We start from the raw sequence: 23,435 nt of genomic DNA, 5'->3' as shown, positions 1-23,435 counted from the left end.
CGGCGGGCCGGTCAGACGGTGCCGGCGGGCTGCTGTTCGGTGTCCTCGTCGACGGCGTGGGCGAGGAAGTCGTCGACCATGCGGTGGAAGAGGGTGGCCAGCTGCCGCAGCTCTTCGGGGGTCCAGTCGGACAGGGCGAGCTGCATGCCTCGGGCGCCCGCCTCGCGGACCCGGGCGATGGCCTGCCGACCGGGCTCGGTGAGCTCGATGCGCTGGGCGCGGCGGTCCTGCGGGTCCGGAACCCGGATGACGTAGCCGCTCTTCTGCAGCTGCTGCACCGTGCGCGTCACGTGCGAGGCCTCCACACCGAGCCGGTTGGCCAGCTCCCCGGGACGCAGCGACTCCGAGTCGGCGATCTGGCGCAGCAGCGCCACGGCGGCCCGGTCCAGCGGCACGCCGGCCAGGGCCATGAGCCGGTCGTGCTGCCGGGCCCGCGTGCTGAGATAGGTGATGCGGGTGAGCGCGCGCTCGATCTCGATCACTTCCGGGGACGCGGGCGTGTCGGGTAGTTCGGGGAGCGGTGGTGTGGACATGGGGCCACTTTACCATCTCATTGCGTAACTCAATTAATTTACGGCGCCGCCGACACGGAGATCTGCTGCCCTGGCATGCACCGCCTCCAGCCAGTTCGAGCCGGACGCGATCGCCTGTCGCCACTGTCTGATCGCTCGGGGCGGCATGCCCACAGCGAGCGCGCCGGTGACGCGGTCGCCGGTGCGGTAGGCGGCGACGAACCGGCGTTCCGTCAGATCTCCGTCGACGATCGCGACTTCGTCGTGGCCGCGCAGGCAGCCGTACGCCTGGATCTTCAGGTCGTACTGGTCGGACCAGAAGTACGGCACCGGCGCGAACGGCTTGCGCGCGTCAGGGTTGATCAGGTTCCGGGCGGCTGCCATCGCCTGCTCGGCGGCGTTGGTGCGGTGCTCGATCCGCATCGACTGCCCGAACAGCGGGTTGTGCCAGCGGGCGACGTCGCCGGCGGCGTAGACGTTGCGCGCGGCCTCGCAGTACTCGTCGCACATCACGCCGTCGCCGACGGTGAGCCCGCTGCCGTCCAGCCAGTCGGTGTTGGGCAGCGACCCGACCGCGATCAACACCTCGTCGGCGTGGACCAGTTCACCGTCGGCGAGCCTTACGCCGCCCTCGGTGACCTCGGTGACGGTGACGCCGCAACGGAGGTCCACGCCCCGTTCCAGGTGGGCTCGCGTCAGCATCTCGCCGACCTGCGTGCCGACGGCGTGCGCCAGCGGCACCGGGGCGGGTTCGAGGAGCGTGACGTCGCAGCCCAGCCGCCAGGCGACCGCGGCGGCCTCGGCCCCGAGGAACCCGGCACCGACCACGACCAGTCGCCTTCCCGGGGTCAGCCGGTCCCGCAGCCGCAGGGCGTCGTCGAGGGTGCGCAGCACATGCCCACCCTGCCCCGCCAGCCGACGCGGGCGTACGCCGGTGGCCAGGATCAGTCCGTCGTACGGCACCAGGGACCCGTCGGCCAACTCCACTGCGCCGTCGGCGAGTCGCAGGCCCGTGGCGGCCACGCCGAGGCGCAGGTCGAGGCCGAGGCCGGCCAGGTCGTCAGGAGCGCGCAGCGCCAGCCGCTCGGGCTCCCACTCGCCGGCCAGCACCTGCTTGGACAGCGGGGGGCGGTCGTACGGGGCGAGCGGTTCGTCGCCCACGAGGGTGAGCGTGCCGACGTAGCCCTCGCGGCGGAGCGTCTCGACGGCCGCGAGTCCGGCGGCCGAGGCACCCACGACGACGATGCGCCTCACTGGTCCACCAGCCGTATCGCGGCGGCCGGGCAGATCGCGACGGCCTCGCGTACGCCGTCGAGGTGCTCGGCGGCGGGCTGCGCGTCGAGCAGGATCGCGATGCCGTCGTCGTCCTGGTCGAACACGTCCGTCGCGGCGAGCACGCACTGTCCGGACGCGACGCACTTGTCCGCTTCCAGCTCCACCTTCATGACCGGATTCCCTTCTTCGATCGGGGTTCTGTTCGGGGTTCTGTTCGTGTGCGGGTGAGGGGAGCCGTCACCAGGAGACGGGCAGCTCGTGGACGCCGTAGATGAACGCGTCGGTCTTGAAGCGGACGTCCTCGATCGGGGCCGCCAGTTTCAGCGTCGGGATGCGCTTGTAGAGCGTGCTGTAGACGACCTGGAGTTCCATCCGGGCCAGCGGCTGGCCCAGGCACTGGTGGACGCCGAAACCGAAGGCGACGTGGCGGCGGGCGTCGCGGGTGAGGTCGAGGCGGTCGGGGTCGGCGAAGACCTCGGGGTCGCGGTTGCCGATCTCGTTGACCATGATGACGCCCTCGCCGGCCTTGATCACCTGGCCGCCGATCTCGATGTCCTCGGTCACGGCACGGCGCCGGCCCAGGTGGGTGATGTGCAGGTAGCGCAGGAGCTCCTCGACGGCCCCGGCGACGAACCCGGGGTCGTCGGTCTCGCGCAGCAGGGCCAGCTGGCCGGGGTTCTGGAGCAGTGCCAGGGTGCCGAGCGCGATCATGTTCGCGGTGGTCTCGTGGCCCGCGATCAGCAGGAGCAGGGCCATCTCGGTCGCCTGCTGGTGGGTGAGTTCACCGGCGGTGATGCGACCGGCGATGCTCGACAGCAGGTCGTCCTTCGGCTCGGCGAGCCGCATGCCCAGGAGTCCGGCGAGGTAGCCCGCGACATCACGGCTCGCCGTGCCGCGCTCCTCGGGCGTGGCAGTCGTGCGGACCATGGTCCTGGTGTGCTCCTGGAAGAAGTCGTGCTCCTCGTAGGGCACGCCCAGCAGCTCGCAGATGACCAGCGACGGGATCGGCAGCGCGAACACGTCCACCAGGTCCACCGGGGACGGGCCGGCCAGCATGTCGTCGATCAGGCCGTCCACGATGCGCTGTACGGCGGGCCGCAGCGCCTCGACCTTCTTGACCGCGAACGGCGCCGTCACCATCCTGCGCAGCCGGGCGTGTTCGGGGTCGTCCATCATGATGAAGCTGAGCTTGCCCTCGCCGGCCTCGGGGCTGGCCTTGGTGGGATAGCCGGCACTGTCGGTGTCGGCGCTGACGCGCGCGTCGCCCAGCAGGGCCCGCTGCTCGGCGTACCGGGTGACGAGCCAGGGCTCACTGCCGTCCCACAGCCGCACCTTGGTCAGCGGGCCCTGTGCCTGCAGGTCCTTGAGCGCGGGCGGCGGGTCGAAGGGGCAGCGGGAGTCCCTGGGCATCGGGAACTCGGGGACGGCGTCCAGCGCTTCGGGCACGGGGTCGGTCAGGATGTCGGCCATGGTTCTCCTCGGATGTGGGGGCTCCGGGTGGGGTGGAGCGCCGGGGCGAAGGGGTCGAGGCCTCGATGAGCACATGCAAACAGAGGGGTCTGACGCGACCCGGTCAGTTTCCTGACAGGAGGCTGACGTGGCCCAGATCACAGGGGCGCCGGGCTCAGGGTCGGTTCTCGGCCCGGCCCAGCCAGTAGCCGAAGCCCCGGCGCGTATGGATCAGCGCGGAGGCATCCCGGTCCACCTTGCGGCGCAGCCGGGAGACGAGCTGCTCGATCGCGTTGTCGCCGCGGTGGTCTCCCCAGACGTGGCGGCAGATCTGCTCCTTGGACAGCACCCGGTGCGCGTTGACCAGGAGATGGCGCAGCAACCGGTACTCCGCGGGCGTGAGTTCGAGGTCCCGGGTCCCGCGCCTCGCCCCGCACAGCGAGTCGTCCATCACGAGGTCCTCGTACTGCAGCGGATGCCCCCTTGACGGGCCGGGCCGGGCGCCCCGCAACAACACCTGGATCCTGGCGAGGACCTCGGCCACCCGGAAGGGCTTGGTGACGTAGTCCCGCTCCCCCGGCCCGAGTTCGGGTACGAGCCGGTGCAGGGAGTCGGTCCCGCTGAGCAGCAGGACGGGCGGGCGATACGGAAGCCGCGGCCGGCGCTCCCGACTGAACCGCCCCATGTCCGGCACATCGGTGTCGAAGACGACCAGCTGGAACCGCCGCTTCGCCATCCACGCCAGCGCGTCGACGCCGGTGCCGGCCAGACTGATCCGGTAACCGGCCAACTCGAGGGTGGTCGAGAGCAGTTCGGCGAGATCGGCTTCCCCGGCCACGACCAGGATGCGCTGACCTGCACCGCGGGCCAGGGCAAGTCGGCTGTCAAGGGCTGCGGCGGCGGGGGGTGGCAGCTCCGGGGCGGGCCTGCGCGACGGTAGGGCTGTGGGCTCATCGGGGGCCGCGCGGCCGACTGCGGGCGACTGCGGAGCGGGCTCGCTCGCGAGGACTGGTACCTCATCACCGGCGCCCCGCGCAATCGCGCCTGTCTCCGGGCGGGCGCCAGGCACCATCGCCCACCCCTCCCAGTCGGCCTCGCGCACGACAGCGGGACCCTCCTGAACAGCGCCCCGCACCGGGCCCACTGCCCCGTCGGCGACACCCCGCGCAGCGACGGGCGCCCCCAGGGCCGCGCCGCGCGCAGAGGCGAATGGCTCATCACCCGCGCACCCCGCACAGGCGGGTGGTCCCTGAGGGGGGCCGTCCTCGGGCGGGGTCGTCTGCGTCGGGTTCATAACCCGCCTTGCCCGGCGACGCGGTGACGGGTTTGGACGGGAGTCGGTTTCACCGTCGTACTCCTTCGTGGTGCTCGGTGCGCGATGGTGTCAGCGGGCCGGTGTGACGGGTGCCAGCCACATGCCGACGACCGCGTCGGCGAGGCCCGTGGCGGCGTCGTCCCAGCTGGAGCGTGGGGTGGGGGTGTGCTCGGCGAGCGCGCGTTCGCGGTCGGCGGCCACGTGGACGATCAGGTGGCGGACCATTTCACCGCGCTCGGCGCTCACCTCGGCCGGGAGTTCGGGCAGGCACCGCTCGAGGCCCTCGATGATCGTCTGGAGGGACGGGGAGGTGAGGGCCTCCTCGACCATGATCCGATGCAGCGCGGGGTCGGAGACGACCTGGGCGCAGAACCGCGCGTACCAGGTGGGGCTGCCGAGTGCGGCGAGGTGTTCGAGCGCCGGGCGTACCAGGCAGTCCACCCAGCCGCGCACGTCGTCGGGGTCCGCCAGGTCGGCGAGCAGCCGGGCGCGGATCTCCTCGATGCGCGCGGCGTGCTTACGGACGATGGCGCGGACCAGGTCGGCCTTGGTCCCGAAGTGGTAGCCGACCGCGGTGTTGTTGCCCTGCCCCGCGGCCTCGCTGACCTGACGGTTGGACACCGCGTACACACCGTGCTCGGCGAAGAGCCGCTCGGCCGCGGTCAGAAGCAGCTCCCTGGTTGCGTTGACCTGTTCCTCCCGCAGCGTCCTGCCTGCCATGTTCACCACCGCACCGGGACTTCGCAGAGCACCGCGACGCCAGTCCCTCGAGCCGCTCGCGGTTTCACAGACCTACAATCTAAGTCACTTGATTGAACGACGACGGTTGGCATGGGCGATGGACATGGTGGAGCGGGCCGCACCAGCACCTCGGGTGCCCGCGCCCCGGCGTGCAGGGACCGGGTCACCTGGCGTCACAGGCATGCGGGCGACGCTGCGGCAGGCCGGACGTGCGACGGTCCATCTGACGGTGGCCGCCGCGGTGGCCTTCGGGACGTACCTCTTCATCACCGTGCTGCTGATCACCGCCATAGGGACGGTCGCGGTGATCGGTGCCTGGCTGCTGCCCGAGACGGTTCTGCTCGTGCGGCGGATCGCCGGGGCGAAGCGGCGCCTGACGACCGCCTGGACGGGGCGGGAGATCCCCGAGGCCTACCAGATCATCGACGGCCCGCTGACCGAACGGCTGCGGACGGCCGTACGCGATCCCGGCACGCTCACCGACCTGCGTTGGATGGCCGCCTACTACGTCTACGGCGCGCTGCTCCTCCTCGCCCTCCCGCTGTGGCCCGTCGGGCTGGTCGTGGACGGCGTGGGCTGCGGGCTGCTGGGCAGACGGGCCGTCGTCCTGCCGTGGATCTCGCGTCTTGCGGACCGGGAGGCCGACTGGTCGACGTCGCTGCTCCGGCCGTCGCCCAAGGCGCTGCTCGCCGCCCGGGTCGAGCGGCTGACCGCGACCCGGGCCGACGCGATCGCCGCGCACGGCGCCGAGCTGCGCCGCATCGAGCGGGACCTGCACGACGGCACGCAGGCCCGGCTGGTGGCGCTGTCCATGCGGATCGGCCTCGCCAAGCGTGCCTACGACCATGATCCGGGCGCCGCACGCAGGTTCCTGGACGATGCCCAGGAGCAGGCCGAGCAGGCGCTGACCGAGCTGCGGCACGTGGTCCGCGGCATCCATCCGCCGATCCTGACCGACCGCGGCCTGGTCGGTGCGGTGCGCGCGCTGGCCGCCGGCGCCGGGCTGCGGGTGACCGTGGATGTAGCGGGGCTTGAGGAGGACGGCCCGAGGGCCCCGGCGGCCGTGGAGGCGGCCGCCTACTTCGTGGTCGCCGAGGCCCTGACGAACGCCGCCAGGCACAGTGGCTCGCCCACGGCGTCGGTGCGGATCGCCCGTATGCGGCGCGGGCTCCGGGTCGAGGTGGCCGACCAGGGTCACGGCGGGGCCCGTGAGGCGAGCGGTTCGGGACTGCTGGGGATGCGGCGCCGGGTGGCGGCCCTCGACGGGTCGGTGCTGATGTCGAGCCCCGCCGGTGGGCCGACGGTGATCGAGGTGGAGCTGCCGTGCGTGTGGTGAGCCCGCGACAGCGCGGGGGCCCGGCCCGGGCTGTCCTGCTCGGGGATGACCTGACGCACGGCAGGTACTGCGTTCCGAGTAGGCGGGAATGTCGGCAGCCGCACGACGACATCGCGCACCGATCCGGGAAGACTGAGGCCTGTCCAACGATCCGGAACCGGAAGACTCCCCGCCCATGACCATCCGCGTCCTGCTCGCCGACGACCAGGCCCTGCTGCGGGCCACGTTCCGGATCCTCATCGACTCCTGCGCCGACATGGAGGTGGTCGGGGAGGCCACCGACGGCGCAGAGGCCGTCGACCTCGCCCGAACGCACCGTCCCGACCTGGTCGTCATGGACATCCGCATGCCCGGCACGGACGGCCTTGCCGCCACGTCCGCGATCTGCGCCGACCCGGACCTCACGGCGGTGCGGGTGCTGATCCTCACGACGTTCGAGATCGACGAGTACGTCGCGCAGGCGTTGCGCGCCGGGGCGAGCGGCTTCCTCGGCAAGGACGTCACCGCGGACGTGCTGCTCGAAGGCATCCGGACGGTGGCCGCCGGCGAGTCCCTGCTCTCCCCCACCGCGACCCGCACGCTGATCACGCGGTTCCTTGCCTCCCCCGCCGAGAGCTCGCAGTCGGCCGCGCCCGAGCACCTCGCCGCTCTCACCGCCCGCGAGCGGGAGGTCATGGCGTGGGCGGCCGAGGGCCACTCGAACGAGGAGATCGCCGAGAAGCTCTTCGTCAGCCCGCTGACCGTGCGCACCCACGTCCACCGCGCCATGACGAAGCTGGGCGCCCGCGACCGGGCCCAACTCGTCGTGATGGCCTATCAGTCGGGCCTGGTGCGGGCCGTACCGCCGGGCGGCGACCACTGAGGTCCCGGCCGCCGTTCAGGTAAAGCCGCCGTTCAGGCGAAAACGGCCGCCAGGGTGCGTGGCGGCGGGCCAGGCCGTCGACAACTGACCCGTGAGCCTGCCGCTGATCCATCCGATGCTCGCCACGCCCGGCACCCTGCCGCCCACGGCGCAGGACGCACGCTGGGCGTACGAGACCAAGCAGGACGGCCAGCGGGCGGTGATCTATCTGGAAGGGGACGGCAGCCTCCTGCTGCGCGCCCGCTCCGGCGAGGACATCACGGCCGCCTATCCCGAACTGCGGCCGCTGGGCAGCGCTCTCGGCACCACACCCGCCGTACTCGACGGGGAGATCCTGGCGCTGGACGAAGAGGGCCGCGCCGACTTCCAGTTGCTGCAGTCCCGCATGGGCCTGGCACACGCCCCCGCGCGTGCCGCCCGCATGGCCGCGCGGACCCCGGTCCACCTGGTGCTCTTCGACGTACTGCATCTGGCGGGCGGCTCCCTGCTCAAGGTCCCCTACTCCCGGCGGCGCGGGCGGCTGGAGGGGCTCGGCCTGGACGGGCCGTTCTGGTCGACGCCGGGCGCGCTGGTGGGACACGGCGCGCAGGCGCTGGCGGCCACCCGCGAGCACGGGCTGGAAGGGCTGGTGTGCAAGCGGCTGGACTCGGTGTACGAGCCCGGGGTGCGCTCCCGCGCCTGGATCAAGATCCGCAACATGCGCAGCGAGGACGTGATCGTCGGCGGCTGGCTGCCCGGCAAGGGACGGCTCACCGGGCTGCCGGGCGCACTGCTGGTCGGCCAGTACGCGGCCCGCCGGCTGCGCTACGTGGGCGGGGTGGGCACCGGCTGGAGCGAGGCCGAACGGGCGCACCTGGCCGAGCTGTTGCGGGCGTCCGAGACGGACACCTGCCCCTTCGACCCCGCCCCGCGCGTGCCTGGCGCGCACTGGGTGCTGCCCCGGCTGGTCGGCGAGGTCCGCTACAGCGTCCGCACCCGGTCCGGGATGCTGCGCCAGCCGTCCTGGCTGCGACTGCGGCCGGACCTCACGCCGCAGGACGCGTCGGCCGACCTCCCCGACGACATCTGACGCGCACGCCTCGCACCCGCGCCTGACACGGACGGCTGACACGGACCTCCGGCCCACAGGTTGGGTGGCAACTATTGCGCTGCCCTTCACTCGCCGGTACGCCCGTGGCCCTTGGCGCGTAAGTGAAAACCCGGGATCCTGAACTGCCTTTCCCCCCACAGCCGTTGGGCTGCGCCTGGACCCCGAGGAGACGCAGTGTCGTCACAGACGTTCCGTACGCATGGCAAGAGATGGCTCACCGGTCTGGTCGGTGCCGCCGCGCTGGTCGTCGCCTTCCCCAGCGTCGCCTTCGCCGCCCCTCCGGGGGCACTGCCCGCCAACGCCGAATCGGCCGAGAAGACGTACCAGCCGGCGTTCGACTACGACACCGACGGCTGCTACTCCACCCCGGCCATCGGCCCCGACGGAACCGTCAACGGCGGCCTCAACCCGACCGGTGCGCTCAACGGCAACTGCCGGGACGCCTCGGACCTCGACAACACCAACGGCTACTCCCGCTACAAGTGCAACAACGGCTGGTGCGCCTACATGTACGGCCTGTACTTCGAGAAGGACCAGGCGGTGGCGGGCAGCAGCATCGGCGGGCACCGGCACGACTGGGAGCACGTCGTGGTGTGGGTGCAGAACAACGCGGTGCAGTACGTCTCGACGTCCAACCACGGCTCGTTCACGATCAGCCCCGCGTCGTCGGTGCGCTTCGACGGCACGCACGCGAAGATCGTGTACCACAAGGACGGCATCAGCACGCACTGCTTCCGGCTCGCGAACTCGGGCGACGAGCCGCCGGAGAACCACAAGGGCACTTGGCAGTACCCGCCGCTGGTCGGCTGGAACGGCTACCCGGCGGGCGTGCGCGACAAGCTGGTCGCGTACAACTTCGGCAGCGCCAACTTCGGTCTGAAGGACGGCAGCTTCGCCAGTCACCTGGCCTCGGCGAAGCCGTCGGGGATCGCGTTCGACCCCAACGCCTGATCGCTTCGACCGCCACCTGAGCCCGAGTCACATCGGGCGCGGGACCTAAGCCCCCCGGCACCCGGGCTTCCGTCCCGCGCCCGATCCCTTGCCACCCGTGTGCGGCATAGCGTCCGGTTCATGGACACGATCGCCACGAGCGGACACTTCGAAGAAGCCCTTGAACGCCTCCACGCATCCGGTCCGGAACGAGAGGGCTGGCTGTCCAACCACGCTCCCATGGTCGTCGAAGCCCTCGCCGCCCACGGACACGCGGGCGCCGTCCACCGCTGGGTGGACCTCTACCGGGACAAGCTGGAGGACTTCCCCGACCGCGTCGCCCCCGTCACGGACGACAACTGGCGTGCGGCGCTGGGGGATCCGCGGCGGATCACGGACTGGACCGACCACTACTCCCGCGTGCTCGCCGAGCGTGGGTGGCGCAGCGTCCTCGCCGAGTGGTGGCCGCGCCTGCTGCCCGGCCTGTACGGCGGCGCCACCCACACGGTCATCCGTGTCGGTCATGCCGTGCGCGCCCTCGAATCGGGCGAGAACGCTCCCCGGCTCACCGAACTCGGGCACGCGCTGGGCTACTGGGCGGCACGGCATCAGCCGGTGACCGGCGTCGTCCCGCTGCCCGGCGCGCCGACGGCCACGGCCGCGCTGGACGCCGTACCCGCCATCGAGGCGGGGCACTTGGGATTCCGCGACCGGCTGTCCGCCGTACGCCGGCTGCCCGCCTGGGCGGACGACGTGACCGACCCGGAGACGGCACGCGAGCGGCTCACCGAACTCGTGCACGCCGCGACCCACCGCTACGCCACCCACGGCCACGGCGAGCCGACCATGCTCGTACACGCGGCCACGGCGCCCAACGCCGTCCTGCGCACACTGGATTCGCTGCCCCGCGACCAGTGGGTGCCGAGCCTGCGGGCGGCATGGACGGCGTCCGCGGCGGTCACCGCGATGTACGCCCCCGCCGAGGCCGTCGCCTACACCCCCGCTGCCCGGCTGACGCGCGAGGAGGTGATGGAGCGGGCCCTCGCCCACGGCGACGAGCACGTCATCAAGCTCACCGACACCGCGCTGGACATCGGCGACGAAGCCGCCCTCGCGGCGGCCCAGCGTGCCGTCGAGATCAGCCCGCCCCTGGTGTGAACCGCCCGTCCGACAGCGCGTCTCCCAGTGCCGTTCGCCCGTACAGCACGTAGTGGCCCTGACGCCGCGACTCCAGCAGGCCCGACTCCCGCAGCACCGTCAGATGGGCCGACACGGTCGACGCGGCCAGGCCATGGCGGCGCGCGAGGTCCGTCGTCGAGGCGGGCGCCGTGAGGCCGGTGAGGACGGCCGCACGCTGGTGGCCGAGGAGGCGGGCGAGTGCCTCCGGCGGACGTGGCGCCGGGGTGGTGTGCAGGCGGCCCATGCCCCGGGCGGGGTAGATGACCGTCGGCTGCCAGGGGCGGGCGAAACCGCTCACCACGTCCGGCCACACGAACACGCTCGGCATGAGCAACACGCCCCTGCCGTCGGGCCGTTGGGCCTCCGCCACGTCGACGTACCTGCGCAGCGTGAGCGTGTGGCCGGCCCAGTCCACGGCCGGGTGCAGGCCGGTGAGCAGCGCGTCGAGGCCGCCGTCCGCGGCCCGGCGCGAGCGGTGCGCGATGTCCGCCTCCAGAACGGCACGGTGGCGCGGCCAGTCCGGGGCGAGCAGGGCGTGCCAGGCCTGCTCGGTGAGGTCGGCCAGGCGCCGGACGGTGGCGGCGGGGTCGTCGAGCGCGGCGCGCCCTCGGGGCGACTCGGCGAGTCCGGGAGTGCAGGCCAGCGAGCGGGCCATCTCCGCGTGGGCCAGGGCGGGATCGGTGGCGCGCATTCTCGCCAGCTCCTCCTCGACGCTGGGGTAGGGCTCCTGCGGCGGCGGGCCGAGGAAGTCCGGGGTGTACCCGCCGACGGGCGGGATGAACAGCCACAGATCCGCCAGGTCGAGACCGGCGACAAATCGGCGCATACGGCGCAGCCAGCCGCGGTGATAGCCGTGCCGGGCAGGCCGACGAAGCATGCGCAGCGCCTCGTGGGTCTGGCACAGCGGCGAGATCGCGAACCGGCAGCGCGTGAGGTCGGCGGTGCCGAGGTGCAGGGCGAGCGGCATGGCGACCCCCGTCGTGAGCAGCGATTCGTCCTGGACCGAAAGAGTAGAGGGGCGCGCCGCGGGCCCCGCACGCTTGGCCCGACTCCCCGGCCGGAAAGGCGGATCGATGGGCAACGAACGTCCGGCACCCTGGCGGCGTGCCGCCGTCGTCGCGGCGCTGATGCTGGCGGCGTTCACCTTCAACACCACCGAGAACCTGCCGGTCGGCCTGCTCTCGCTCATGGCGGACGACTTGCGCGTGTCACTCACGGCCGTGGGCGCCCTCGTCACCGGGTACGGCCTGACCGTGGCCGCCGTGTCCCTGCCTCTCGCTCATGTCACCCGGTCCGTGCCGCGCCGGTATCTGCTCGCCGGGCTGCTGGGGCTGCTCGCCGTGGGCAGTTGGGTGTCGGCGCTGGGCGGCGTGTCGTACGGGGTGCTGCTGGCGGCGCGGGTGGCGACGGCGTTGGCGCAAGCGGTGTTCTGGTCGGTCATGGGGCCGGTCGCGGTCGGCCTCTTCCCGCCCGAGCGCCGGGGGCGGATCATCGGGCTGCTGTCCGTCGGTGGTTCCCTCGCCACGGTTGCCGGGGTGCCGGCGGGGACCTGGCTCGGTGGGCACACCGGCTGGCGGACGCCCTTCGCTCTGCTCGGCGTGCTCGCTCTCGTCTCGCTCGTGGTCATCGGCGCCCTGCTGCCGTTGTCCCGGCCACAGGACGGCCACTCGGCGTACGGCGGCGCCCCCGACCGGCGCAGGTTCCTCGTCGTGCTGACCGTCACCGTCCTGTCGGTGACCGGTGCCTTCGCCGGGTTCACCTACATCGTCGCCTTCCTCGACGAGGTCAGCGGGTTCCGCGAGGACGCGGTGAGTGCCGTGCTGCTGGCGTTCGGCGGGGCGGCGCTGGCCGGGGTCACGATCGCCGGACCGCTCCTCGACCGGTTCCCACGTGCCACGCTGACCGTACCGGTGGCGGCCCAGGCGGCGGCGCTGCTCTGCCTCCACGTGACGGGCCATGTCCGGGCGGCCGCCGTCGTACTGGTCATGCTGCTGGGTGCCTCGGTCGCGACCGTCTTCATGGCGACGCAGAGCCAGGTGCTCCAGGTGGCCCCGGGCCGCACCGAGACCGCCCTCGCCGCCAACTCGGCCGCCTACAACGCGGGTATCGCCGCCGGTGCGCTGTTCGGGGGCGTGCTGCTGCCGGCGGTCGGATTGCGCGGGACGGTCCTGGTCGGCGGGCTGCTCACGCTGGGGGCGCTGGCGGTGCTGACGTGGCCGGTGCGCGGGGACGTCCAGGACCGGGCCGACGGCGAGGGGCGGACGAGCGGCAAAGGCCTTGCGGGAGAGGGCAAAGGCCGGGCGCGAATGGGGCAGTACGGTGCGGACTCAGGGTTGTGACGGTCTATCGTGTCCGCATGTCCGTGCCTGAACTGATCCGTATCGTCTCCCGCGACTCGCCGATGGCCCTCGCCCAAGTGGAGCGTGTCCGCGCCGAGTTGGCGGTCCTGCACCCCGGCGTGCGCACCGAGGTCGTGCCGGTGAAGACGACCGGTGACAAGTGGATGGGGGATCTGTCCCAGGTCGAGGGCAAGGGGGCGTTCACCAAGGAGGTGGACGCGGCGCTGCTGGCGGGTGAGGCCGATCTCGCGGTGCACTGCGTCAAGGACATCCCCGCCGACCGGCCGCTGCCCGCGGGGACGACCTTCGCGGCGTTCCTGAAGCGGGACGACATCCGGGACGCCCTCATCCACCCCGGCGGTCTCACCCTGGACGAGCTCCCGCCCGGAACCCGGATCGGCACCTCCTCGGTGCGCCGGGTCGCCCAGCTGGCCGCGACTCACCCGCACCTCGAGTGCGTGCCGTTCCGCGGCAACGCCAACCGGCGGCTGGAGAAGCTGGCGGCCGGCGAGGCGGACGCGCTGCTCCTCGCGGTGGCCGGCCTGGAGCGCATCGACCGCACCGATGTGATCAGCGAGGCCCTCTCCCCCGAGGTGATGATGCCGCCGATCGGAGCGGGCATCCTCGCGCTGCAGTGCCGGGAGGGCGACAGCGAGCTCATCGACGCGGTCAGCGGCCTCGGTGACCCGGACACGTACCGGGAGGCGACCGCCGAGCGGATGTTCCTGCATGTCCTGCAGGGGCACTGCAACAGCCCGATCGCCGGGTACGCGCGCGTGGACCGGGGCGGCGAACTGTCCCTGCGGGCGTGCGTGTTCACCCCGGACGGCAAGACGCGGCTGAACGCGCACGAATGGGCCGGCCGGCTGGACCCCGCCACCCTCGGCACGTCGGTCGCCGTCGCGCTGCTGCGTCAGGGGGCCCGCGAGATCATCGACGGCATCCCGCACTAGGTCGTCGAGCGGCCCGTCCGGGCCCGTAACAGGGGCGCCCCTCACCGGGGTGCCCGTCAGGCGGTGCCCTCTTCGGCCTGCTCCCGCAGGAAGTTGCTCACCTGCAGCGCGAGGCCGTCCCGCAGGGTGGCGGCGTGGGCGGCGGAGCCCTCCTGGAGGCCGAGGCCACCGGTCCACAGCCGGCGGTCGGCCCACTCCTCCTCGACGCGCAGCTGGATCTGGACGTCAACCTGGCTCAGGCTCACTTCCGGGCCGGCGGCATACAGCACGGCGGTGGCGCGGCGCAGCGGGTAGACGTCGAAGCCCTCGATGAACTGCGAGTTGCGCCAGTCGATGAACGCCGCCTCACCGTCGCGGCCGATCCGCACGTCGATCTGGCCGTCCTCGAGGTGGATGCCGAGGTGCCGCTCGCCGCGGTTCTCGATGGTGACGCGGACCCTGAAGTAGGCGAGCCCCTCGGCGGCCTCGTCGCGTCCGCGCGGCGGCTCGGCGGCTTCCAGTTGGTGGACGCGGACACGCAGACCGGCATGCTCGTCGTACTCGTGCCAGTCCCCGACCACGTTCGGCTCGTACACAATCCACCTCTCGACCCAGAGAGCTGCTTCCTATCTTTGCGCTCAGTGCACTGTCAAATGAGCAGAATGCGCTGTGGCCAGCCCATTCGCCCCCTTGATCACCGATCAAGCCGTGGACAGGAAGAATCCGCTCGCCGGCCCGGCGGGCCTGTTCACCCACGTGCCGCACATCACGTTCCGCACCAAGATCAGCGGGCCAGCCTGCCCAGCAGCGAGGAGGCGGCGGCGATGCCGAGCGCTGCGGCCACGAGCAGGACGGCGAAGTCGAGCGCGAGGTGGGAGGGGGTGCCGAGGAGGAGGCCGCGCAGGGCGTCGACCTGGTAGCTGAGCGGGTTCGCCTTGCTGATCGCCTGGAGCCAGCCCGGCATCACGGACAGCGGGTAGAGGGCGTTGGAGGCGAAGAACAGCGGCATGGTGATGGCCTGCCCGAAGCCCATCAGCCGGTCGCGGCTGAGGACGATGCCGGCGATGGTCATCGACAGACAGGAGAAGAAGGCCGAGCCGAGGACGACGATCGCTGCGACGCCGAGCAGCTTCAGCGGATTCCAGGTCAGCGCCACACCGAGCACCGCCGCGATGACGATCACGACGACCGCCTGCACCAGGGACTTCACCCCGGCCGCGAACGCCTTGCCGGTGATCAGGGCCGAGCGCGGGGTCGGGGTGACGAGCAGCTTGTTGAGGATGCCGGCGTCGCGCTCCCAGATGATCTGGATGCCGTAGAAGATGGCGATGAACATCGCGGACTGGGCGATGATGCCGGGGGCCAGATAGTCGACGTAGGGGATGCCGTCGGTGGGGATCGCCTTGATCCGGGTGAAGGTCTGGCCGAAGATCAGCAGCCAGAGGGCGGGCTGGACCGCGCGGGTGTAGAGCTCGGTGCGGTCGTGACGCAGCTTCTGCAGCTCGACGGCGCACATGGCCAGGACCCGGGCGGGCAGCACCCGCCAGCCGGCGCGGGGCTCGGGCGGCCGTAGGAGCAGGTCGATACCGTCGGCTCGGTCCCGGTCAGCCGACACGGCGTGCGGTGCGGCGGGTGCTTCGGACATCGCGGAAGTCTCCTGAACTGTCGTCGAGCCCGCTGCCGGCGATGTCCCGGAAGACGTCCTCCAGCGTGGGCAGCGGTTCGGTGCCGGCGGCCCCCGCGGCACGCCGGCGCGCGCCCAGCCCCTGCCTGAGCTCGTCCGGCGTGCCGAGGGCCCGGATGCGGCCGTGGTGCATCAGGCCGACCCGGTCGCAGTACTGGTCGGCCTCGTCCATGTAGTGGGTGGTGACCAGGACCGTCATGCCGGTGGCGGAGCGGACGGCGTTGATGTGCTCCCACACTCCGGTACGGGCGATCGGGTCGAGGCCGATGGTGGGCTCGTCGAGGATCAGCAGCCGGGGTGCGCTGACCAGGGCCTGGGCGAGTTCGAGGCGGCGGACCATGCCGCCCGAGTAGGTGCCCGCGAGGCGGTCGGCGGCGTCGGTGAGGCCGACCGCGGCCAGGGCCTGGCCGACCCGTTCGGCGCGTTCCCGACGGGGCACGTCGAAGACGCGGGCGAAGAGGAGGACGTTCTCGCGGCCGGTCAGGCCCGAGTCGGCGGACAGCTGCTGCGGGACGTAGCCGAGCAGGCGCCGTACGGCCATACGGGCACCTGCCGCGTCGTGCCCGAAGACGCTGACCATCCCTTTGGGCACCGGCAGGAGGGTGGTGATGCAGCGGATCGCCGTGGTCTTTCCGGCGCCGTTGGGGCCGAGCAGGCCGAAGACCTCGCCCTGCGCGACGGTCAGGTCGAGTCCGTCCACGGCGTTGGTCTCACCGAAGGCGTAGGCGAGCCCGGTACAGGCCAAGGCCTCGGCGACAGCGTCGTGTGTCATGGTCGCTCGGTCCCCTCACGCAGTGCGTCAGCCAGTCTGCGCAGCGCAGGGAGCGCCGCGAGCAGCGTCTCCTGGTCCGGCTCGTCGAGGCGGGACACCTCACGGCGTACGAGATCGGCGCGCCGTCTGCGCCACTCACTCAGCCGGGCCTCGGCCGCGGGGGTGGGCAGCAGGCGGGCGGCCCGCCGGTCGGTGGGGTCGGTCTCGCGGCGCAGATAGCCCTGCCGGGCCAGCTGGTTGACCAGCGTGGACACCGAATTGGCGGCCAGGTACAGCTCGTTGGCGGCGTCCGAGATCCGGATGCCGGGCCGCTCCACGACCAACCGCAACAGCTCCACCTCGGCTCCGCGCAGCTGGGGGGCGGTCATGTCGCGCCGCAGCCGGCGCCGGATCAGTCGCTGGACTCCGACGAGCGCGTCGGCGAGTTCCCCGGGGAAGGCCGACTGCTCCGCGGCCTCTTTCACGTCGTCAGCCAGATCATCATGCACGCCTTCGAGGTTACCTCTGTAACAGAGGTAACGGCCTGTCGGGACGGTCAGGGACGCACGAACGACGCACGAACAGACGTAAGGAACAGACGTAAGAACAGTACTCGTATTCACGAATTTTGTTTCAGATGCCCCATCATGTGGAATAGTGGCATATGTGCTTCGGACAGGAGGCACGTCCGTGGGAGCCGGCCCGCCGGGACCCTGGGTGATCTCCTGAGGTCCGAGTGCGTGCCTCTCCTACGGTGTCTTGTCCAGTCGGCACCGCCCGAGGGAGGTGCGCACCCGATGAGTGCCACCACCAGAACGAAGCAGCATCCCCACGACGACGCCCCCGACACCGCGGCGGCCTTCGACCACCTTCTCGGACTGCCCGAAGGGCCCGAGCGCAAGGTGCTCAGGGACGAACTGGTCCAGGCCTGGCTGCCCATGGCCGAGCGGATCGCCGTACGCTTCAAGGGCCGCGGCGAGTCCCTCGAGGATCTCTACCAGGTGGCGGCCCTGGGGTTGGTGAAGGCCGTCGAGCACTACGACCCGGCACGCGGCCACGCCTTCGAGGCGTACGCGGTTCCCACCATCACCGGCGAGATCAAGCGGCACTTCCGCGACCACATGTGGACCCTGCACGTGCCGCGCCGGGTTCAGGACCTGCGCAACCGGGTGCGTAGCTCGATGAAGGAGCTGTCGCAGAGCACCTCGGGGCGCGCGCCCACCGTCGCCGAGATCGCCGAGCACGCGCAGCTGAGCGAGAGCGAGGTGCGCGCCGGGATGGAAGCCCTGGAGTGCTTCTCCGCCCTGTCGCTGGAGGCGGAGATGCCCGGCACGGACGGCTACGCGCTGGGGGACGCCATCGGCGGCCCCGATCCGGCGTACGACGTGGTCATCGACCGCGTGACCGTCAAGCCGTGTCTGCAGCGGCTTCCCGAGCGTGAGCGGACCATCCTCTACCTCCGCTTCTTCGGGGGGATGACCCAGAGCCGCATCGCACAGCAGCTCGGCATCTCGCAGATGCACGTCTCCAGGCTGCTGAGCGGATGCTTCGCCCAGCTGCGCGAGGAGATCCTCGCCGAAGCCCACTGACGCCGCAGGGTGAATCAGTCCTGTGCCGATCCCGGAATCTGCGTCGGGCCGTAACGCTCCAGGGCCTCTTCGAGTTCGACGCGGATCTCCGGCGGCATCTCCCCGTCGCGGCCCCAGACGAGAATCAGCTCCGCGACATGGCGGAGCTTGATGTTCGTGTGCTGGGAGACGTCCTTCAGAACCGCCCACCCCTCGTCCGGTGCCACGCGTCCGAGGGCCACGACCATGCCGATCGCCTGGTCCACGACGGCGTGCGAGACCAGCGCCTCCTTGAGCTGTTCGACTTCCTCTTCCAGCTCGATGATCCGGTCGGTCCCGTCGGCGGGCTCGTGCGGTGTCGCTGCCACGCCACCATGGTCGCCGCTTTGCCTGCCGCGTGCCAGCGAAGCGGAGGGTCGCTCTCCCGGGCTGTTTCGGCGCCACGCCGGGGGTACTCGGCAGGCCCCGGAGCGGATCCGGCTGGACACTGATGGAAGACCGGTGGCCGCCGGTCCGGGCGAGAACCAGGACGCGACTGCCATGAACCACGATGCGAGAAGCTGCAACAGCACGGCCGAGGTCGTGTCCACACACTCCGTGTTCGGTGCACCCTGCTGGGTGAGCCTGACCAGCCGTGATCTCGAGGTCACCCACGGGTTCTACAGCGCCGTGCTGGGGTGGCGCTGGCGGCCCGCCAAGCTGGGCGACCGTTTCTGGGTCGCGCTGGCGGACAGCGTCCCGGTGGCCGGGGTCGCGGCGGTCGCCACGATGTGGCAGATGGCGGTGGCCTGGACCCCCTACTTCGCCGTGCCCAGCGCCGACGAGGCCGTGGCGCGGGTGCAGGAGCGCGGCGGCACCTCGGCCGTCGGCCCGCTCTCCCTGCCGCCGGGGCGCGCGGCGCTGCTGGCCGACCGCGACGGTGCGACCTTCGGGGTCTGGGAGGGCAAGTTGCCCTCCAACTGGGAGACCTGGCGGCGCGCCGCGCCCACCTTCATCCGTCTGCACACCCGCGACGCGTTCGACGCCGCCATGTTCTACGGCGAGGTCCTCGACTGGGCGTCGGAGCGGGCCGGTTGCTGCGAGGTCCGTTACGAGGGCGGCGAGGTCGTGCTGCGCAGCCGGGGCGACGTCGTGGCGCGGATCGAGTCGGGGGCCCTGGAGGCCGCGCCTGATCCGACGATCCGGCCGCACTGGCAGGTGCACTTCGCTGTCGCGGACGTGGGGGCGTGTGCGCGGGATGCTGAGCGGCACGGGGGCAGTGTGTTGTCGAAGGGCAGTGACGAAGCCGTGCTGCGGGATCCTGACGGGGCGCAGTTCACGGTGACGTCGCGGCGTTCTCGGTAGCGCTCTGGAGTGCGGCTACTGGGGTGCCGCGCTGGGTTGGTGGTCGTCTACGGGCTCGTTGTGACCGGTCGCGCCCACGCGGCAGAGCCGCAGATTGACACAGCCCCGCCCCCTCAGGGGCGTTGCCGTGAGGGTGTCGAGAGGAGCAGCAGGCTGCGGCGCTCCACCAGGACGGCCATGTCGGCCTTGTACTCCGACTCGTCAGGGGCGCCCTGCGGTTCGGCGGTGTCGATCAGTGGGGTCCATCGGTCGCCGAACGTCGCGTCCGGGAGCTGGAACTCCACCGGCTCCCAGTAGCTGTTGAGCAGGAGCAGGAAGGAGTCGTCCACCACCGGGCGGCCGCACCAGTCGGGTTCGGCGATGGCGTCGCCGTTGAGGAAGACGGCCACCGAGTGGGCGTCGGGGTCCTGCCAGTCCTCGTCCGTCATCTCGCGCCCGTCCGGCAGCAGCCACACGAGGTCGGGGAGCGGCTGTTCGGGGTGGGTGGCCGTCTCGCCCTTGAAGAAGCGGCGGCGGCGCAGGACGGGGTGAGCAGCGCGCAACCCGATGACGTAACGGGTGAAGTCGGCGAGTGCGCGCTGCTCGTCGGTGAGTCCCCAGTCGATCCAGGAGACGTCGTTGTCCTGGCAGTAGGCGTTGTTGTTGCCGCGCTGGGTGCGGCCGAGTTCGTCGCCGTGGCCGAGCATGGGGATGCCCTGCGAGAGCATCAGCGTGGCGATGAAGTTGCGCTGCTGGCGGGCGCGCAGCCGGCGCACGGCCGGGTCGTCGGTGTCGCCTTCCGCTCCGCAGTTCCAGGACCGGTTGTGGCTCTCGCCGTCCCGGTTGCCCTCGCCGTTGGCCTCGTTGTGCTTGTCGTTGTACGAGACGAGGTCGCGCAGGGTGAACCCGTCGTGCGCGGTCACGAAGTTGACGCTGGCGCGCGGGCGGCGCCTGCTGTGCGCGTACAGGTCGGAGGAGCCGGTCAGCCGGGAGGCGAACTCGCCGAGCGAGTCGGGCTCGCCGCGCCAGAAGTCCCGTACGGCGTCGCGGTACTTTCCGTTCCACTCCGACCACAGCGGCGGGAAGTTGCCCACCTGGTAGCCGCCCTCGCCCACGTCCCACGGCTCGGCGATCAGCTTCACCCTGCTGATCACCGGGTCCTGCTGGATCAGGTCGAAGAACGCCGAGAGCCGGTCCACCTCGTGGAACTGCCGCGCCAGCGTGGCCGCGAGGTCGAAACGGAAGCCGTCGACGTGCATCTCCGTGACCCAGTAGCGCAGCGAGTCCATGATCAGCTGGAGCACGTACGGGTGACGCATCAGCAGACTGTTGCCGGTGCCGGTGGTGTCGTAGTAGTGCGCCCAGTCGCCGTCCACCAGGCGGTAGTAGGAGGCGTTGTCGATGCCGCGGAAGGAGAGGGTGGGGCCCCGCTCGTTGCCCTCGGCGGTGTGGTTGTAGACGACGTCGAGGATCACTTCGAGGCCGGCCTCGTGCAGGGCCTTCACCATCGACTTGAACTCGTTGACCTGCTCCCCGCGGGTGCCGTGGGCGGCGTAGGCGTTGTGCGGCGCGAAGAAGCCGATCGTGTTGTAGCCCCAGTAGTTGGACAGCCCCCGGTCCAGCAGCACGCCGTCCTGGACGAACTGGTGCACCGGCATCAGCTCGACGGCGGTCACTCCGAGGGACGTCAGATGCTCGACGGCCGCGGGGTGTGCGAGCCCGGCATAGGTGCCGCGCAGTTCCGGCGGGACGTCGGGGTGGGTGGCGGTCATGCCCCGTACGTGGGTCTCGTAGATGACGGTGTCGGCGTACGGCCGTCTGGGCGGGCGGTCGTCGCCCCAGTCGAAGTACGGCTCGGTCACGACACCGAGCATGGTGTGCTCGGCGCTGTCGCCCGGGGACGGGGCGCCGGGGGTGCGCTCGAACAGCGAGGCGTGGTTGTCCACCTGGCCGTCGACGGCCCGGCTGTACGGGTCGAGCAGCAGCTTCGCCGGATTGCACCGGTGGCCGAGGCCGGGGTCCCAGGGGCCGTGCACCCGGTAGCCGTAGCGCTGTCCCGGGCCGACGCCGGGCAGATAGCCGTGCCAGACGAAGCCGTCGACCTCGGTGAGCGGAATCGGGGTGTGCCGTTCCTTGTCGTCGACGAGCACGAGCTCGACGCGGTCGGCGACCTCGCTGAACAGGGCGAAGTTGGTGCCCTGTCCGTCGAAGGCGGCTCCCAGCGGATAGGGGTGCCCGCTCCAGGCGGGCACCCCTTTGCTGCGCTTTCGCCCGGTCACCGGGCCTCCTCCAGGATGCCGTCCCGGATGCCGGCGGCGTCGGCGATGGCCGTGACCGGCACCTCTCGTGGCACCTGAAGCGCCTCCCGCAGGTCGGGTGCGGGCGCGGCGGGCACGAGCGGGGCTCGTTCGCCGGCGCGGGCGCGCTGCGAGAACCAGATGACCTTGGCTCCGGTCTCGGTGGCGCAGCACCCCCAGCCGTCGCTCATCGCGGCGAGGTGCTGCAGGCAGGCGCGCAGCTCGTGGTCCGGGCGCAGGGCACGGTCGTTGTCGCCGATGGCGGTGATGAGGTGCTGACCGTTCCACCACATCTCGATCGAGGTGTTCTTGTCCCTCGCGTGCTCGTCGATGGCCCGCAGCAGCATCTCCGTGCTGTGACGGACGGGCTCGGCAAGCGTCTCCAGGTCCCAGTACCGGAGGTGAGCGGCCAGAATTCGGCTGACCTGACCCACCCGTTCGGGGCTGACTTCCACGTCGAGGTGGTAGTAGCAGGGCACTGCGGTTTTCACCGTCGTTACCTCCTCACCGCGAAAGCTCCCGCTCTCCTCGCCCCTGCGGGACGGGCCCCGAGTACGGAGCGTGAGCGCTGATCGCTTCTGAGTGACTCCAGGGTGGGGGCGGTAGGCCATTCGTGCAACAGGAGCACGCCACTGAGGTAGTTGAAGCTCCAACAGGACGCTGAGTCGCCGACCATGCACCATGTGTGAAGACCTCGATACCCGTAACGGAACCCGTGCGTGTGCGCGCACGGGTTTCGGCCCGACGGTCGGGAGACGCGTCATCGAGTCCGGAAGGTGAACGGCGCCATGCTGCTACCGGCCAAAGCCGAAGTCGCCCGGCAACTGCGGCGATATCGGGCCTGGGAACGCGCCATGCTCGCGGCCCCGGCCGACCTCACGGTCCGTGCCACCTTCGAGGACACCGGCTACACCCTCTGCGTGCTGATGGGAAAGCGCTGCGCGCGCGAGGCCGCCGACGCGGCCGAACGGTATCTGCGCAGCACTCCGGCCGCCTATCTCAGCGAGCTGGACGAACGGCCGCGCACGGCGAGCGTCTCGGCGCGGCGGGGCCCGCCGGGAACGCGGCGGTGGAGTTTCCAGCGGGAAGGCAGACGTCCTTCCGGCGCAGCTTGAATCCCCCGGCCGGGCCTGGTGCCCGGCCTCGAGCACGGTGGAGGTGAACCATGGGCAGGACCAAGAGCAGGACCGGTGCCGGTACCGGGACCATCGGCCGCATCCCGGTACGGGACGTACGGCCGGCCGTGGAGTGCGGCAGGCACCCGGCCAAGGCCGTCGTGGGAGAGACCTTCGAGGTCACCGCCACCGTGTTCCGCGAGGGCCATGACGCCGTCGCCGCCAACGTCGTACTCACCGACCAGGACGGCCGGCCCGGCCCGTGGACGCCGATGCACGAACTGGCCCCGGGCAGCGACCGCTGGGGCGCCAAGGTGACTCCGTCGACCATGGGCCGCTGGACGTTCCACGTGGAGGCGTGGAGCGATCCGGTGGCCACCTGGCGCCACCACGCCCGGATCAAGGTCCCCGCCGGGATCGACGTCGGACTGGTTCTGGAGACGGGCGGCGAGCTGTACGAACGCGCGGCGGCCGGGGTGCCCGACAAGACGGAGCAGGCGACGGTGCAGGCCGCCGCGGACGCACTGCGGGACGACTCGCTGCCGCCCGAGTCGCGGCTTGCGGCGGCGTTCGCGGCGAACGTCGACGCGGTGTTGGGGCGGTATCCGCTGCGGGACCTGGTCACCGCCTCGGACCCGCTGCCCCTGCTGGTGGAGCGGGAGCGGGCCCTGTTCGGCTCCTGGTACGAGTTCTTCCCCCGCTCCGAGGGCACCCCCGAGCAGCCCCACGGCACCTTC

The 23,435-nt window shown here is 71.5% G+C and carries 25 protein-coding genes; 11 read left to right on the top strand and 14 right to left on the bottom strand.

What is annotated here, in order from left to right; translation table 11 throughout:
* Positions 1–11 precede the first annotated feature (11 nt).
* The 6 genes from ACFY5C_RS38115 to ACFY5C_RS38090 all read right to left on the bottom strand — a co-directional run bounded on the left by ACFY5C_RS38115 (position 12) and on the right by ACFY5C_RS38090 (position 5,271).
* A complete protein-coding gene (locus tag ACFY5C_RS38115; RefSeq protein WP_389453931.1) occupies positions 12–533 on the bottom strand; it encodes a MarR family winged helix-turn-helix transcriptional regulator in 522 nt (173 codons plus the stop codon).
* Between the two features lie 33 nt (positions 534–566).
* Positions 567–1,766: an NAD(P)/FAD-dependent oxidoreductase gene (locus ACFY5C_RS38110; RefSeq protein WP_389453928.1), complete on the bottom strand. Its 1,200-nt coding sequence runs from the start codon at positions 1,764–1,766 to the stop codon at positions 567–569.
* Positions 1,763–1,957, bottom strand: a complete 195-nt coding sequence (locus ACFY5C_RS38105; RefSeq protein WP_389453925.1) for a ferredoxin — start codon at positions 1,955–1,957, stop codon at positions 1,763–1,765. Before ACFY5C_RS38105 ends, ACFY5C_RS38110 begins: the two co-directional genes overlap by 4 nt.
* 67 nt (positions 1,958–2,024) lie before the next feature.
* A complete protein-coding gene (locus ACFY5C_RS38100; RefSeq protein WP_389453922.1) occupies positions 2,025–3,257 on the bottom strand; it encodes a cytochrome P450 in 1,233 nt (410 codons plus the stop codon).
* Positions 3,258–3,411: 154 nt separating this feature from the next.
* The gene (locus ACFY5C_RS38095; RefSeq protein ID WP_389454067.1) at positions 3,412–4,083 is read right to left on the bottom strand and encodes a response regulator transcription factor; all 672 of its coding nucleotides are present in this window, start codon (positions 4,081–4,083) and stop codon (positions 3,412–3,414) included.
* A gap of 537 nt (positions 4,084–4,620) precedes the next feature.
* Entirely contained in the window at positions 4,621–5,271 is a 651-nt protein-coding gene (locus tag ACFY5C_RS38090; protein ID WP_389453919.1) for a TetR/AcrR family transcriptional regulator, read from the bottom strand.
* A 202-nt stretch (positions 5,272–5,473) separates the two neighbouring features.
* Here ACFY5C_RS38090 and ACFY5C_RS38085 point away from each other — a divergent pair, with 202 nt between their 5' ends.
* From ACFY5C_RS38085 to ACFY5C_RS38065, 5 genes are all read left to right on the top strand, one after another.
* Positions 5,474–6,628 (top strand): histidine kinase, encoded by a 1,155-nt coding sequence (locus ACFY5C_RS38085; RefSeq protein WP_389453916.1) that lies wholly within the window; start codon positions 5,474–5,476, stop codon positions 6,626–6,628.
* A gap of 175 nt (positions 6,629–6,803) precedes the next feature.
* Positions 6,804–7,490: a response regulator gene (locus ACFY5C_RS38080; protein ID WP_389453913.1), complete on the top strand. Its 687-nt coding sequence runs from the start codon at positions 6,804–6,806 to the stop codon at positions 7,488–7,490.
* 91 nt (positions 7,491–7,581) lie between these two features.
* Entirely contained in the window at positions 7,582–8,559 is a 978-nt protein-coding gene (ligD, locus tag ACFY5C_RS38075; RefSeq protein WP_389453910.1) for a non-homologous end-joining DNA ligase, read from the top strand.
* A gap of 195 nt (positions 8,560–8,754) precedes the next feature.
* Positions 8,755–9,531 (top strand): NPP1 family protein, encoded by a 777-nt coding sequence (locus ACFY5C_RS38070; RefSeq protein WP_389453907.1) that lies wholly within the window; start codon positions 8,755–8,757, stop codon positions 9,529–9,531.
* 120 nt (positions 9,532–9,651) lie between these two features.
* On the top strand, positions 9,652–10,668 hold the full coding sequence (locus ACFY5C_RS38065; RefSeq protein WP_389453904.1) for a questin oxidase family protein: 1,017 nt from the start codon (positions 9,652–9,654) through the stop codon (positions 10,666–10,668).
* On the opposite strand, the gene ACFY5C_RS38060 is transcribed toward ACFY5C_RS38065, so the two are convergent.
* Entirely contained in the window at positions 10,649–11,656 is a 1,008-nt protein-coding gene (locus tag ACFY5C_RS38060) for a DUF5937 family protein (RefSeq protein WP_389453901.1), read from the bottom strand. The genes ACFY5C_RS38065 and ACFY5C_RS38060 overlap by 20 nt on opposite strands.
* Before the next feature lie 106 nt (positions 11,657–11,762).
* On the opposite strand from ACFY5C_RS38060, the gene ACFY5C_RS38055 reads away from it, so the two are divergent.
* Both ACFY5C_RS38055 and hemC read left to right on the top strand, forming a co-directional pair.
* Positions 11,763–13,028 carry an MFS transporter gene (locus tag ACFY5C_RS38055; RefSeq protein ID WP_389453898.1) on the top strand — a complete coding sequence of 422 codons (1,266 nt, stop codon included), beginning with the start codon at positions 11,763–11,765 and terminating at the stop codon, positions 13,026–13,028.
* A gap of 17 nt (positions 13,029–13,045) precedes the next feature.
* Positions 13,046–13,981 carry a hydroxymethylbilane synthase gene (gene hemC / locus ACFY5C_RS38050; RefSeq protein WP_389453895.1) on the top strand — a complete coding sequence of 312 codons (936 nt, stop codon included), beginning with the start codon at positions 13,046–13,048 and terminating at the stop codon, positions 13,979–13,981.
* 56 nt (positions 13,982–14,037) lie between these two features.
* Here hemC and ACFY5C_RS38045 read toward each other — a convergent pair whose 3' ends face one another.
* From ACFY5C_RS38045 to ACFY5C_RS38030, 4 genes are all read right to left on the bottom strand, one after another.
* Positions 14,038–14,556, bottom strand: coding sequence for a hypothetical protein (locus ACFY5C_RS38045; RefSeq protein WP_389453892.1), 519 nt, complete (start codon positions 14,554–14,556; stop codon positions 14,038–14,040).
* 188 nt (positions 14,557–14,744) lie between these two features.
* Positions 14,745–15,605 (bottom strand): ABC transporter permease, encoded by an 861-nt coding sequence (locus ACFY5C_RS38040; protein WP_389453889.1) that lies wholly within the window; start codon positions 15,603–15,605, stop codon positions 14,745–14,747.
* Positions 15,565–16,416 carry an ABC transporter ATP-binding protein gene (locus tag ACFY5C_RS38035; protein WP_389453886.1) on the bottom strand — a complete coding sequence of 284 codons (852 nt, stop codon included), beginning with the start codon at positions 16,414–16,416 and terminating at the stop codon, positions 15,565–15,567. Before ACFY5C_RS38035 ends, ACFY5C_RS38040 begins: the two co-directional genes overlap by 41 nt.
* Positions 16,413–16,904 carry a MarR family winged helix-turn-helix transcriptional regulator gene (locus tag ACFY5C_RS38030; protein ID WP_389453883.1) on the bottom strand — a complete coding sequence of 164 codons (492 nt, stop codon included), beginning with the start codon at positions 16,902–16,904 and terminating at the stop codon, positions 16,413–16,415. Before ACFY5C_RS38030 ends, ACFY5C_RS38035 begins: the two co-directional genes overlap by 4 nt.
* 288 nt (positions 16,905–17,192) lie before the next feature.
* Between ACFY5C_RS38030 and ACFY5C_RS38025 the strand changes: the two genes are divergently transcribed.
* Positions 17,193–17,984, top strand: coding sequence for an RNA polymerase sigma factor SigF (locus tag ACFY5C_RS38025; protein ID WP_389453880.1), 792 nt, complete (start codon positions 17,193–17,195; stop codon positions 17,982–17,984).
* 14 nt (positions 17,985–17,998) lie between these two features.
* Here the strand turns inward: ACFY5C_RS38025 and ACFY5C_RS38020 are convergent, their stop codons facing one another.
* The gene (locus ACFY5C_RS38020) at positions 17,999–18,331 is read right to left on the bottom strand and encodes an ANTAR domain-containing protein (protein WP_389453877.1); all 333 of its coding nucleotides are present in this window, start codon (positions 18,329–18,331) and stop codon (positions 17,999–18,001) included.
* Positions 18,332–18,503: 172 nt separating this feature from the next.
* On the opposite strand from ACFY5C_RS38020, the gene ACFY5C_RS38015 reads away from it, so the two are divergent.
* Positions 18,504–19,307, top strand: coding sequence for a VOC family protein (locus ACFY5C_RS38015; protein WP_389453874.1), 804 nt, complete (start codon positions 18,504–18,506; stop codon positions 19,305–19,307).
* Positions 19,308–19,420: 113 nt separating this feature from the next.
* On the opposite strand, the gene glgX is transcribed toward ACFY5C_RS38015, so the two are convergent.
* Together glgX and ACFY5C_RS38005 are read right to left on the bottom strand one after the other, a co-directional pair.
* The gene (gene glgX / locus ACFY5C_RS38010) at positions 19,421–21,565 is read right to left on the bottom strand and encodes a glycogen debranching protein GlgX (protein WP_389453871.1); all 2,145 of its coding nucleotides are present in this window, start codon (positions 21,563–21,565) and stop codon (positions 19,421–19,423) included.
* Positions 21,562–22,074, bottom strand: coding sequence for a pep a2 (locus tag ACFY5C_RS38005; RefSeq protein WP_389453868.1), 513 nt, complete (start codon positions 22,072–22,074; stop codon positions 21,562–21,564). The genes glgX and ACFY5C_RS38005 overlap by 4 nt, the downstream gene beginning before the upstream one ends.
* A 297-nt stretch (positions 22,075–22,371) precedes the next feature.
* On the opposite strand from ACFY5C_RS38005, the gene ACFY5C_RS38000 reads away from it, so the two are divergent.
* Positions 22,372–22,698, top strand: coding sequence for a DUF5133 domain-containing protein (locus ACFY5C_RS38000; protein WP_389453865.1), 327 nt, complete (start codon positions 22,372–22,374; stop codon positions 22,696–22,698).
* A gap of 50 nt (positions 22,699–22,748) precedes the next feature.
* Positions 22,749–23,435: maltotransferase domain-containing protein (locus ACFY5C_RS37995; RefSeq protein ID WP_389453862.1), on the top strand; the 687-nt coding region annotated here is incomplete at its 3' end.

Origin of the sequence: Streptomyces sp. NPDC012935 (assembly GCF_042900345.1) — a bacterium.
Lineage (GTDB): Bacteria > Actinomycetota > Actinomycetes > Streptomycetales > Streptomycetaceae > Streptomyces.
The sequence above is the reverse complement of the archived record's forward strand: the minus strand, read 5'-3'. Positions and strand labels throughout refer to the sequence as shown.

Excerpts from the sequence above, each read along its gene's own strand:
- ACFY5C_RS38025 (WP_389453880.1), top strand. The coding sequence starts at position 17,193 with ATGAGTGCCACCACCAGAACGAAGCAGCATCCCCACGACGACGCCCCC.
- ACFY5C_RS38115 (WP_389453931.1), bottom strand. The coding sequence starts at position 533 with ATGTCCACACCACCGCTCCCCGAACTACCCGACACGCCCGCGTCCCCG.
- ACFY5C_RS38060 (WP_389453901.1), bottom strand. The coding sequence starts at position 11,656 with ATGCCGCTCGCCCTGCACCTCGGCACCGCCGACCTCACGCGCTGCCGG.
- ACFY5C_RS38065 (WP_389453904.1), top strand. The coding sequence starts at position 9,652 with ATGGACACGATCGCCACGAGCGGACACTTCGAAGAAGCCCTTGAACGC.
- ACFY5C_RS38090 (WP_389453919.1), bottom strand. The coding sequence starts at position 5,271 with ATGGCAGGCAGGACGCTGCGGGAGGAACAGGTCAACGCAACCAGGGAG.
- ACFY5C_RS38040 (WP_389453889.1), bottom strand. The coding sequence starts at position 15,605 with ATGTCCGAAGCACCCGCCGCACCGCACGCCGTGTCGGCTGACCGGGAC.
- ACFY5C_RS38100 (WP_389453922.1), bottom strand. The coding sequence starts at position 3,257 with ATGGCCGACATCCTGACCGACCCCGTGCCCGAAGCGCTGGACGCCGTC.
- ACFY5C_RS38015 (WP_389453874.1), top strand. The coding sequence starts at position 18,504 with ATGAACCACGATGCGAGAAGCTGCAACAGCACGGCCGAGGTCGTGTCC.
- hemC (WP_389453895.1), top strand. The coding sequence starts at position 13,046 with ATGTCCGTGCCTGAACTGATCCGTATCGTCTCCCGCGACTCGCCGATG.
- ACFY5C_RS38085 (WP_389453916.1), top strand. The coding sequence starts at position 5,474 with ATGCGGGCGACGCTGCGGCAGGCCGGACGTGCGACGGTCCATCTGACG.
- ACFY5C_RS38105 (WP_389453925.1), bottom strand. The coding sequence starts at position 1,957 with ATGAAGGTGGAGCTGGAAGCGGACAAGTGCGTCGCGTCCGGACAGTGC.
- ACFY5C_RS38035 (WP_389453886.1), bottom strand. The coding sequence starts at position 16,416 with ATGACACACGACGCTGTCGCCGAGGCCTTGGCCTGTACCGGGCTCGCC.
- ACFY5C_RS38000 (WP_389453865.1), top strand. The coding sequence starts at position 22,372 with ATGCTGCTACCGGCCAAAGCCGAAGTCGCCCGGCAACTGCGGCGATAT.
- ACFY5C_RS38080 (WP_389453913.1), top strand. The coding sequence starts at position 6,804 with ATGACCATCCGCGTCCTGCTCGCCGACGACCAGGCCCTGCTGCGGGCC.
- ACFY5C_RS38055 (WP_389453898.1), top strand. The coding sequence starts at position 11,763 with ATGGGCAACGAACGTCCGGCACCCTGGCGGCGTGCCGCCGTCGTCGCG.